Source organism: Virgibacillus sp. AGTR (genome assembly GCF_016919725.2).
Taxonomy (GTDB): domain Bacteria; phylum Bacillota; class Bacilli; order Bacillales; family Amphibacillaceae; genus Virgibacillus; species Virgibacillus salarius.
Genome location: NZ_JAJERH010000029.1, coordinates 35927 through 47726 on the forward strand (window position 1 = coordinate 35927; position 11800 = coordinate 47726).

Below are 11800 nucleotides of genomic sequence, written 5' to 3' on the forward strand. Positions count from 1 at the left end.
AATCTTCAACAATAAATTATCTTTTTTATAATTGTTCTTATCGATATGTACCACTCCAATCGTTATGTTCATACTATTAAGGGATAAAAAAGGTTATAGCTTAATCTTGCTCAGTCATTAATGGATGAAACCAAGACTATTCCTTATAGGTAAGATGGCGCGCTGCTTTTTATTCCGTCCTTGTGCCTGTTTAATGTTCGCATTTTACTACCGTCAGGATACTGATACGCTTGAATTGAATGGCTGTTAGATTTTTAAGTAAGTATGTCCAGTGCTCATGTAGGCTTTCTAAGAGCTGTAATGAAACATTACTAGGCAACTCACAATCTATTAACCTTGCCCATTCATTTACTTCATACGTTTTAACTAACGGATTTTCTTCTGTCAAAGCTAATTTCATTCGCATATATCCGTTTAAATGGCTATCTAAAACATGGTGAATAAGTTGACGTATATTCCAGCTATTTTCTCTATATGTTTTTGTTAATTTTGATTTATCTAGGGATACAGTAACGCCTTTATACGACTAGGTAGTGTGCTCATTTCTTTAATCCACATTTGAATATCTTCTTCTCTTACTTCATTAGGACAGTTAAATGACACGGCCTTCAGCTTTATAACAATTACCTTCTTCTTTTGATAAATAGGTACAATAAAATTATAACGAGTAAGATCAGTATAGCGTAAATCACTCTTGAATAAACATCCATATAATCTACAATTGTTTCCCATGAACCACCTACTGAAGCACCTAAGCACACGAGAACAATATTCCAAATCAACGTTCCTAATGTTGTAAATAAAAGAAAGATGCCAACATTCATATTTGACATACCTGCAGGGATAGAAATCAAACTACGAATTAAAGGAACAAAACGACAAAAGAAGACCGTCCAAGGACCATATTTATCAAACCAAGCATCAGCCTTGTGAATATCGTTTTGTGTTATACGAAGAATATGTCCCCATTTACCCACGATCTTTTCTAATCTTGCTACATCAAGTTGTAAACCGATAATATATAGAACAATAGCTCCAATAACTGAACCTGCTGTTGCTGACGTTATTACACCAATAATACTAAGTTTAGAAGTGATTGTCATAAAACCTCCAAACGTTAGTATTACTTCAGAAGGTATTGGAGGGAAAATATTTTCAAAGGCAATTAACAACATAATGCCCATATAACCAAACTCATCCATAATTTCCGCTAACCAATTTTCCATACTCTTCCCCTTTGTTTCAAGATATGCTTGTGTGTATTTTCTTTGTAAAACTCGTTTCCATTCTGAACGGTATCCATATTTCTCTTTAGCATTCCCACTTCAAAACATTCCCTAATTATACCATATTTAGATAGATATATATAAAGAAGATTCAATTCAAATTTTTGTGGATTTGGATAATTTCCATAAAAACCCTATTGAAGAGGGATCCGATACCTTTACCTCCCAACCTACAATATGTACTTTTCTGGTTCACAAATCATTTAACGCAATGACTTTGCCACTGCTTGCATTCACCCCATATTGACAATCTAATTTACCACACAAAACATATTGTTTCTCTTCGAAGTCATATACATAATAAGGCTTTAACTCGTATAGTTCTTTTAATTTTTTATATGCCTCCTCCTTATCAATCGTGGCTTCATCTGATGCTTGAAATTGGTCAAAGATATCCAACATCGGTTTGTTATCTACATAATTTATGGATCGAAAGCTGTTGGCATCAATTATGACAATAAGTTTTCTTTGAAATACGTAATTAACTTGTTTTTTTGCTCTTAAAATTGCATGAATATAACCTCTGTCACGGTACAGCATTTTGAGAATCCAACTTCCTGAGCCATTTGGATACTTTTGAAGTAAAAAGTCTTTGACTGCTAATAAACACTTCTCTTGCTCTTTCTTAGTAATCGGACAAGAATCAGGACTTGGCTCAGATGAAAATGCTTGTTCTGCAGTTACCTCTTCAGTCCAGCTAATTTCTTGTCTTTTAAATGGTTTTTTAATTGTCTTATTCTTATCCAAAAAAATGGTTCTATCGATGTTTATATAGGATCTTACATCAACGATAAATTCAAATGGAATCGCCGTCATTTGATCATTGGTAATATAAACTTCTTCTACTCCATATGTAGGAATTAATCTTTTTTGTTCATGTGAAGGAAATTCAATCAACTTCAATTGTTCCTTTGCCAAATGTTCTATCTTATCAAAAGAGAGTGTATATGTTTCTTCTTTTATAATCTCCTTAGAAGGAAATTGGCCATGAACAGCAAAAAAAGTCAGCTTCCCTTCTGCGTCAAATTCTATTTCAACAGAGCCAGCCGGAGAAACACTAACCCCATCAATTACTTCTTTAAATAGAAGTCTCCCTTCCTCTTCCTTATGAAGTTTCAATTGTCTCCCATAAGTTAATCCAGTTTCCTGTTCCATCCATTTTATGATGTCGTTTGTATGAAGACCTGCAAAGCTAATTCCGTTATTTGCATATGTCTTATCCATTACAAAAATAGCGCTAACAAACTTATGAGAATAGACGTTGACTTCAATAACTGCTGTGCCTTCCGGATTAGAATCATCCTCTGGTTCTTGTACATGATCAGGAAACCATTCCATCGATAATGTATATACGGTTTCGTTGAAGATATTTACATACCGATTAAGTCCGTGTCTTTTTAAATAGTAGTTATCTAAGCCAAATTTCGTTTTTGTAATATCAATTAATTCTTTTATTTTACTATTCATTTACTTCTCCCCTACAACTTGTGTATATGGTTTTAAAAAATTATACCACTATCTGGCTCTATTAATTAACAGTTGTCGCATCGTTATATCAGATTTGCGCCCCTTTGCGGAAAAATAAATGACATTTAAGAACTTCTAACAGGTCGTGTGCGTAAATACATAACAATGTCGTAATAGTAAAAGGCTATGGTTATCCAAAATTCTACATCCAGAAAGAACCAGTGATATTTGCAATACCTATAAGTTTCATACTATCCATCCTCATTAATAATTGGAAGCAACCGATATTCCCAATGAGTTCTACATTCATTCAATTTATAATACCCTTCTGTCTCATCTTTTGAAATATATCCACATTGCTGACGCGCATTATTAAAAACGTCTTGTACTTCATTATTTGATGCTCTATAGTGACTCAAATCTGGAAAAACCTCAATCCATCCCTGCTTGGCATCTTTATCATACCTTGATTTCAAATCATAAATAAGCACACCTTTGACCCCTTCGTTCTTCACTACTCTAATTTCACTTTCACCGTTTTCTCCAGCGACTTTCATAAACGCTTCAAGTATATCTTTATTTTTTAAATGATTATTATTTAATACAATTTCATCTTCATTTGGAACATATTCTTCCAAAGGTTCTTCTTGGCTTTGTTCCCCTGTTGAGTTATTATGTTTTTTCACTTCCTGTTCAAAGTTTGTGCCATCAGCAGAATCCGTTCCTGTCTCTGGTTTGATATTTGATGCATTTTGTGTATCTTCGTGTTCAGATGAGTTGCCATTTGTATTCTGCGTTGCGTGACTATCTGTTAACTCGTTGTTTAATTTAGCATTTGAATCCTCAGATGAGTTTCCGCAAGCAGCTAATATAACTAATAGTACTGTAAACATTATCATTACAAATTTATGATTATTTTTCATCATTACACTACCTTTCTTCTGTAAATCTATTCCTAAACAATAGGGAGAAAACACTTTTTGTAATGTCAACACTAAACTGGACAAAAAGTATAAGTCAGCTTCTTGAATTCTACAGACGTTACATAGCCTATGTGTTCCATAAATCCGAATGTTGTTGAACCAATAAACATAATCATCATTTCTCCTAAAAACTTGGTATTAATTTGATGATATAATTCTCATTTAATTATTTTGAGTGAGTTCTTCTAAAACGAGGCCCTATGGTTGAATGAGCCATTCGTTATTTTCAGCAATTCTTTTTAGTTCTTTAGCACGAGTATCTATAAACCTTTTCATGTATTTTTCCAAAAATAATTTGTCGGCCACCACTCCAAGAATACCGAATGGGGATTTGTATTCAAAAGTATCTATCATAAGGGTCCCTCCTGTTTCTTTTACAAATTGATGTGTATGAGTGAAGGAACTGAAAGCGCCTTTTAGTATAATATCTACAAACTCGTTAGGCTTCTTCATATCTGTCACTTTAGCTGTTAGTCTTTGTTTAATACCAAAATGAGTAGCTTCCCATGTGACAGTATCACTTTCTTCTAATAATCCTCCAGTCACCCCATCTACCACTTTTTCATTTGTTTTTGCTGTGGTTTCAAGATGTATATCTACGTTTCTTGCAAGGTCAAAGCATACTTCTACAGACGTTTTTATAAATTGTTTATGTTTAATAGTCGGCATCTATATTCCCCTTATTTAGAATGTTTCTTATTATTTCTAATAACAACGATAATGGAATATTATGTCAAAGCATCAACTTTGTACCAATCACCAATGACTGTAATTTGTAACTCATCTATAACCTTGCTCTTCATTTTAATGTTTGGATTTAGTAAAATAGTTCCATTCTGAGACAATTCATTTACTTTTGACCTTGAAATGGCAAAGATTTCTGCTATTAGTTTATCTATTCTAAGACCAAAATCATATTTATAGCAAATTCTAATAGTGACTTCGCTAGATAGTGGATTGAGCTTTTCTTTTCTTAACTCGTACCGTATATCTGTATCTACATCATTACATAGCTTTCTTAATTGGTTGATTTGAAAAGCATAGTACCAAATTGTCTCTTTATCATTATTCATAAACTTTTGAATGAGCGTAGACTCAATTTTATTGATATTTACTCTCGATAAAATAGGGTAATTCCAAGTTCCCTCACAATGTATACAGTTATAAATAAGCCAAATATCAACTAATTTCTGATTTGCATTCATCCTGAATTTCTCACTACAATAAAATTCTGTGTTCGTTTTACATTTACTACAATTTCTTTTTATATAAGGTGTTTCCAGAGCAATGATCTCATAAGTAAATAAATGATGAAAACTCATACACACGATCCTCCTAATTATTCAGAGGAACGCAACAACGGTTGAATGGAGAAAGATTTCCCATTTAAAAAAGCGGAATACCTTATAGGTATCCCGCTGGAATTAAAACAACTGACTATCCTGCGTTCCCTGTAATGGTTAAAAATAGGCACACTTCTCCCGTGATTGAACAATCATGTTCAAAAAAAGAAATGTACTATTTAGTTACTCAACCATTACAAGTATGCTGGCAAATCCAATTCCACCTTCCGTATTTCTCCTGTATATAGTATACCACTTTTATGTTTTAAATCAATAATTTCTAATATTTAAATAATAATTGAATCATCAGTATTATATTCATTGCTATATTCCTTTTGGTAAGCAGATAAAATGATGAAAAGAAAAACATAGCAAAATATAAAAATCTTAACTTATGAAAAGTTGCATGATTTTCTGGTCCAATCCATCAAGTCTAACATTAAGCATACTCAATCTTATAGCCGTTATTTACTTGTAAATGTTGTTAGCTGCATCAAAAATAAGAAGCAAAAAGTTTTAGATTAATTCTAAAACGAAAGACGACATTAATCGGGCGGCCCAACATTATCTATTTGCCGTTATCTTTAGTAAATACCTACTTAATCGGATTCTATATACTCAAAACTTTTTCAATTCAATGGCTCATTGAGGAAAATTAACTGTAAGTCCTTTCGGTATAACATTTATTAAACTGTTCAACTTTTTGGTTTTCAAATCATTTTGGTAACCAGAGCCCCTACGGGATCCTATCGTAATCCAACATACCCTGCATTAACGAACCATTAGCTGAAAGCTTCTTTTTGTCCAACCTGTTTGTAATTACCAATATACAATAAAATTATACCTACTAACAAAATCACTGATGCAAAAATTAGCGCTCCATTATAATCACTAGTACGGTATGTCAACATCCCTGCAATGATGGGACCTATAATTTGTCCGATCCCGTATGAAGCTGTTAAGTATCCAATCGTCTTGTTGCTATTTTGAAAGGATAAGCTTTCCCCTTTAGATACAGTCAAAGTAGTAATTCCCATAAATGTTCCTTCGAATAAAAAGGCTCCTAGAAAAACACCAACAGCACTGTGCGTCAGAACCGGTAGTATGACTCCAAGGATCTGGGCTGTGAATGCTCCATACAAAGCGTTACTACCATAAAAAATGCCCGACAAGGATTGACGTTTATGAGCTTCAAGCGTTTCTAACACAATTCCAGAAGCTAAAACAAATACAAGTCCACTGCTTATTCCGGAAACCAGTCTCAAGATCAACCAAAATACAGAATTGAAAGTTACCCCCATTAGGATGGTCGTGATAATGTTAATAACCAGATAGAACTTTAAATAATACGCCTTTCCTTTTTTTCAACTATAAAAGCTGGCAACCAATGCGCCGAAAAGATAACCGAGATAATTAGAGGAGGCTAAATACCCGGCCATCTTTTCGGATAAATGGACGTCGTGTTGCATAAAGGGAAGAATAGGAGTGTAAGCAATTCTTCCGATCCCCATAACAATCATTAAAGAAGCCATTCCAGCTACTAGTGCATAAACAGGTCTCATCCAATATCTCCCCTTTTTCCTTATCTGTATTTCACAAGATCATCAACTTGAGAAACGATGTCTGCAATTATGGAAGCAGCGGATTTTCGTTTGCTTAATCGAGGGCTTTGACCGCTCCAAAGATGGACCCATTCCGGTCTATTTTGTTTGGCTGCCTCACTTCGAATCTGTTTGGTCAATGTGTGTTGCACCGGGTAACCTGGGAGGGACCGTTCATATGGAGCCATTTTCGTGATAAATTCATTTTGAATCCCTCTTGCTGGTTTACCACTAAATGCCGAAGTGATGACTGGATGCTCCTCGGTGCTGGTCAAAATCGCCTCGATTTGTTGCTTATTCGCTCCACTTTCCAAACTGGTAACAAAAGCGGTTCCCATTTGAACGGCTTGGGCTCCCAGTGTAAGAGAAGCCAAAACACCTCTCCCGTCCATTATGCCTCCTGCGGCAATTACCGGAATATTGACATGATCAACTGTTTGCGGGATAAGCGCCATCGTTCCAATCATGGCCTTATCAAATGATGCCGAAAACGTTCCACGATGACCTCCAGCTTCACTTCCCTGCATAACGACCATATCTATACCGTGTTCTTCATTGATCATTGCTTCTTTAACAGTAGTTGCTGTCCCCATAACGATAGTACCTTTCTGTTTTAACTGTTGAACTTCTTCTTTAGAAGGAACGCCGAATGTAAAACTGCAAACAGGCACCCGTTCTTCTAAAATAATTTCCATTTGCTTTTCAAATAAATGGGTCAACGGTTTTGTAACTTTCGGTTCCGTTAATTTTAATTCTTTGCGAAAGGGACGCAATAATTCATTGGCTTTTTCAATTTCCTTTTCGGATACATTCGGTGTTTCAGAAATAAAGACATTGACTCCGAAAGGCCGATTCGTTAATTTTTTGATTTTCTGAATGGTTTGCTTCATATGTTTCGGGTTCATATAACCAGCACCTAGAGTCCCAAGTCCCCCAGCATTGGAAACAGAAGCTATAAGTTCCGGTGTCGTAGTCCCCCCTGCCATTCCTGCTTGAATAATCGGATATTGAATGTCTAGTTTCCTAGTAATCTCGTTCTCATGCCACAAATCATTATTCCTCCTTACAATGGTAATAATTAAAAGGGTTTCCAAAATCCTATATCTTGATTATAATTGGAGTAAAACCACACGTAAAATGATGTTTTTTATTGCTTGTCATCAAAAATATTGATATCTGAAATCAAAAGGGATGTTAGTCATGAATTTGGAAGATCTTCGTGTTTTCACGGAAGTTGCAAAGGAAGCCAATATTACGAAAGCGGCCAAGAGTCTAAATTTTGTTCAATCCAATGTGACTGCAAAAATTAAACGACTTGAAAAGAATTATGAGACCACACTATTCTATCGTCATAAACATGGTGTGAATCTAACCGCTACTGGCGAGATTCTTTTTACTTATGCAGAAAAGGTTCTACGTCTAATGAATGATGTTGAGAAAACGTTAAAGAGCAGCAATAAGCCGAATGGAACGTTGTCCATTGGTTCAATGGAAACAACAGCAGCTACTCGGTTACCAAATATTTTGTCTTCCTATCATAAACAATACCCACAGGTAGAGTTGTCTCTTCAAACCGGTACCACAGCAGATCTAATAAAAGCAACTTTGAAACGCGAAATTGAAGGAGCCTTTGTAGCAGGGGAAGTTAATCATCCAGAGTTGGAGAAAATTGAGGTTGTTGAAGAAGAGTTGGTTTTGGTTTCAAAGAAAAATATCCTCACTAGCATAGATTTTGACCAACTAAACAATCAAACATTCATTGTGTTTAAGTCGGGTTGTTTTTACAGAGATATATTGGAAAACTGGCTGGATTCAAAAGGAATTAGGCCAACCAATATGATGGAATTAAACACCTTGGATGGTGTAATAGGCTGTGTCAAAGCCGGATTAGGCATTTCGCTTCTAACAAAGCCAGTAGCTGACAAGCTTGACAAGGATGGAGATATCACACGTTTTACACTACCAGCAGAATACGGGACGATTACAACAAGGTTTATTAATCATAAAGATATCGTTAAAACATCCGCATTCCGCGAATTTGTATCAGTTATACATTCAAGCGTATGCTTAAACAAAGTCCTAACATCATCATAATTTAATTCACACCTATTAGTTTTCTTTTAAATCAATTAGCCAGTTTCTCATTTTTTCAAGAAGTTTTCCATTAACCTTTAAAATTTTTGAATGGATCCAACCTATTTATAGAATTAGAGGAAACATTGATCAGTTCAAGCATCCAAAATTCTTGTTGCCTATAGGTGGCTATCATAGCGTATGGCAAATTCGTCATTCAATGTAGCTAGAGATATATTGTGTATAATTTCTGCATCATAATATCTATCATTTTGGTCTTTCAAACCAAACGCTGCTGTAGCATTTGAAATAAGGTATGTATTAAAACCTAAATTACCACTTATTCCATATTCAGTATTACAGTTTTCGGTTTCAATCGGTTTATATACACCTACCAAGGATTTATGTATACTGCTCAGGTAAATTACTTGTTATAGTTCTTACATTTTGCATTTAGTACACCACCACACTTCCTGTTTGTTTAGCATTCTGGACCTTTTCAAAAAGAATGACGCTTTTCCTTATTTCAGATAAGCGTGTTCGATTACTTAAAAAGAACTTCTTATTATAATCCCTTGCTTTTTTGCAAATTCATTGACCAGTTTTATGAATTTATTCTTATGTATTGATACGGAATTATGAATTTCTCTTTTGTCATCAATTACATATTCATCAAATATAATAAAGTTTAAATGGTCCATTTTTTTAATAACAAATCGATTACATTCATATTCTCCACTTCTAATATTGAAGGAATATACAAAATCAATGATTCCATCATAAAATTCCTGATCAGAAATTTCATCCTCTAAGAATGATTGTAGTAACTCTTGCATCTTTAATCCCCCTTTACACGAAATGTTACTGGCTATAAGAAAAAAGACTATTGTTGAAAATTGTCATTTATTCGGGGTGCCATATATGATTTCCCACTTCACCCCCCACCTATAATAGTTTTAGTATAGCATATTCCACAATCTGGAACTTTACAGCAATGCCGTCACAGTTCTTTTCCAAACTTGATACCGATCTCTATCTAATCTTATTTCACTTGTATCTCATACATATTTTCTTGTTCCTTATCACGTATTATTATTTTATAAGGAATCTTTTCAATTGATAATTCATTTCTACTTACTTTAACAATTTGTTTTGCATACCTAGCAATTTCTTCAGCTACCTTTTGATCTTGTTTACCTTGTGATAAAGAAGTTTTCAAAATGATTTCAAGTGGTTTTGGATGGAAGGAATAAGCAAATCCGGTCACCTCATTGAATTCTTTATGCGACTCATCCATAACGGATGTGAAAATCTGCTGCCAGCTCTCATCTCTTAATTCTGATTCGCTCTTCCGTGTTACTTCAATTTTTAAATCTAATTGCGTCTTCGCATAAATTGTATCATGTACAAGTTTTTCCATTTCGCCCTTATTTTTATTATATTGCTGCTCAGTTGCTTTAATTTCTATTTGAATACTATTCTTTGAATGATTTATACTCATAATGTTAAAGTTATAACCTTCTTGTTTCAGTACTTCCTCGGTTATTTTAAATAATTGATTAGTAAGCTCCATTTGTTTTTTACTTACATTACCCAATCCTTTCTCTTGCACCTCTACTTCTACTTTAACCTTGTCAATGTTATAGGATTGAGCCAGCTCTTTGATCATTTGCTTTATTTCATGGCCATATTCTTGTTGATATTCTTTGTCCTTCACCGTAACAGTAAATTTTGGCGGTTCGGACGAGAAAAGCCAAGACATGATAACATTTTTCACACCTTCATAATTATTGTCATCCGTCAAAGTTTCATATGTTTTAATTCTCAGGTTTTCCACTCTATCCTTCCGATCTTCGGTTTGCTCCATACTTTGTAAAATTTGATCCAGATAAGGAATATTTGACATCACTTTTGCCATAGTCGGGGAAATAAAAGCTGACCCAATTAACAAACAAAATACGATAGCAGCAGCACTACTACAAAATGTAATTTTCTTGCCGAAACTCCAGTTTTTCTTTTTACCACGTTTAATGGCATTTTCAACAGCAAGATCTAATTTCTTTCCAGGAACTTCTATTTGATCAACATGCTTCTTGAAATCCGGTAGTTCATTTTTCATTTATCGTTTCCCCCTCCTTCAAATCTACTTTTAATTTTTTTACAGCACGGTGTAACCGTGTTTTTACTGTTCCTTCAGGACATATTAGCGTTTCGGCAATCTGTTTAATTGTAAAATCCTTGTAATATCGTAAAATAACAACTGTCTTATATTGCACTTCAAGACGGTTAATTGCTTCAATCAAGTCGATGCTTCCCTCAAGCTCATTATATTCAGTTGTAGACTGCTCCTCCATTTTTTCAGTAGGAATCATTCTCTTATGTTTCCGAATGAAATCCAAAGCCTCATTAATTAAAATTCGAGTTAGCCACGTAGAAAAATATTCTGTTTTCTCTATTGTTTTCATAGATACGTAAGCTTTGTATATGGTTTCCTGAACGATATCTAATGCATCAGCTTCATTTTTCACATACAAATAGGCCATGCGGTATAACTTGTTTTTTTCTTTTTGGATTAATTCCTGAAAAGCTTTGTTGTTTCCTCATATGGCTTTTTTTATTTCACTCTGTTGCAACTTGCTTCCTCCCCCCGTTTAATACTTAGACTCATAATAAGCCTAAAACGTTTCAATAAAAAAGGAATCCCTAAGTTGAGATTCCTAACAGTAATCTATTCTATTAAGTCCGAATGCCTAAGAAGAAAATTGCCTTAGTTCAGGAATGGGGTAGTTGGGTTACACATAGAAAACATTTCAGAGAAGACTAATTATTAACGAATTGAAACCAAGTTCAAAAAATCTATGATTGAGCTCATAAAATATGATTCTAAACTTAAAAATACCAAAACGGCTAAATAATATGAATTCTTCTATGCTTCGTATGGGTTTTGTAGAATGGGTTATGAATGCACCCTTTAAAGAATAGTAAAAGTAACCCGAGATATACAGGAAAACCTATATATTATGGGTTTTTCAAATAGTTATCTATTT

The 11800-nt window shown here is 34.3% G+C and carries 11 protein-coding genes and 3 pseudogenes; 1 reads left to right on the forward strand and 13 read right to left on the reverse strand.

The annotated features are described in order from the left end of the window. Nucleotides 1-190: 190 nt before the first annotated feature. The 9 genes and pseudogenes from JUJ52_RS12150 to JUJ52_RS12190 form a co-directional block, all read right to left on the reverse strand. Complete coding sequence (locus JUJ52_RS12150; RefSeq protein ID WP_323755008.1) at nt 191-454, reverse strand: DinB family protein; 264 nt, start codon at nt 452-454, stop codon at nt 191-193. Nucleotides 455-623: 169 nt separating this feature from the next. Then, nucleotides 624-1226, reverse strand: a complete 603-nt coding sequence (locus JUJ52_RS12155; protein ID WP_026680528.1) for a DedA family protein — start codon at nt 1224-1226, stop codon at nt 624-626. A gap of 252 nt (nt 1227-1478) precedes the next feature. Next, nucleotides 1479-2753: a hypothetical protein gene (locus JUJ52_RS12160; protein ID WP_026680529.1), complete on the reverse strand. Its 1275-nt coding sequence runs from the start codon at nt 2751-2753 to the stop codon at nt 1479-1481. Nucleotides 2754-3004: 251 nt separating this feature from the next. After that, complete coding sequence (locus JUJ52_RS12165) at nt 3005-3676, reverse strand: hypothetical protein (RefSeq protein ID WP_228088982.1); 672 nt, start codon at nt 3674-3676, stop codon at nt 3005-3007. 258 nt (nt 3677-3934) lie between these two features. Further along, nucleotides 3935-4405 (reverse strand): SRPBCC family protein, encoded by a 471-nt coding sequence (locus JUJ52_RS12170; RefSeq protein WP_026680531.1) that lies wholly within the window; start codon nt 4403-4405, stop codon nt 3935-3937. A 59-nt stretch (nt 4406-4464) separates the two neighbouring features. Beyond that, the gene (locus JUJ52_RS12175; protein WP_026680532.1) at nt 4465-5058 is read right to left on the reverse strand and encodes a DUF1062 domain-containing protein; all 594 of its coding nucleotides are present in this window, start codon (nt 5056-5058) and stop codon (nt 4465-4467) included. 803 nt (nt 5059-5861) lie between these two features. Then, entirely contained in the window at nt 5862-6251 is a 390-nt protein-coding gene (locus JUJ52_RS12180) for a YbfB/YjiJ family MFS transporter (RefSeq protein ID WP_226983659.1), read from the reverse strand. Further along, a pseudogene (locus tag JUJ52_RS12185) lies at nt 6243-6641 on the reverse strand (YbfB/YjiJ family MFS transporter); the annotation flags it as partial. The pseudogene JUJ52_RS12185 and the gene JUJ52_RS12180, both read right to left, overlap by 9 nt. Before the next feature lie 20 nt (nt 6642-6661). Further along, nucleotides 6662-7729 carry an NAD(P)H-dependent flavin oxidoreductase gene (locus tag JUJ52_RS12190; RefSeq protein WP_166530945.1) on the reverse strand — a complete coding sequence of 356 codons (1068 nt, stop codon included), beginning with the start codon at nt 7727-7729 and terminating at the stop codon, nt 6662-6664. Nucleotides 7730-7880: 151 nt separating this feature from the next. On the opposite strand from JUJ52_RS12190, the gene JUJ52_RS12195 reads away from it, so the two are divergent. Next, a complete protein-coding gene (locus JUJ52_RS12195; RefSeq protein ID WP_166530944.1) occupies nt 7881-8774 on the forward strand; it encodes a LysR family transcriptional regulator in 894 nt (297 codons plus the stop codon). A 158-nt stretch (nt 8775-8932) separates the two neighbouring features. Here the strand turns inward: JUJ52_RS12195 and JUJ52_RS12200 are convergent. From JUJ52_RS12200 to JUJ52_RS12215, 4 genes and pseudogenes are all read right to left on the reverse strand, one after another. Then, nucleotides 8933-9100, reverse strand: a pseudogene (locus tag JUJ52_RS12200) (hypothetical protein); the annotation flags it as partial. A 201-nt stretch (nt 9101-9301) separates the two neighbouring features. Then, entirely contained in the window at nt 9302-9589 is a 288-nt protein-coding gene (locus tag JUJ52_RS12205; RefSeq protein ID WP_121605194.1) for a hypothetical protein, read from the reverse strand. Between the two features lie 206 nt (nt 9590-9795). Beyond that, nucleotides 9796-10872, reverse strand: a complete 1077-nt coding sequence (locus JUJ52_RS12210; protein WP_228088983.1) for a DUF4179 domain-containing protein — start codon at nt 10870-10872, stop codon at nt 9796-9798. Then, nucleotides 10862-11341 (reverse strand): annotated as a pseudogene (locus JUJ52_RS12215) (sigma-70 family RNA polymerase sigma factor); the annotation flags it as partial. The gene JUJ52_RS12210 and the pseudogene JUJ52_RS12215, both read right to left, overlap by 11 nt. Nucleotides 11342-11800: the final 459 nt, after the last annotated feature.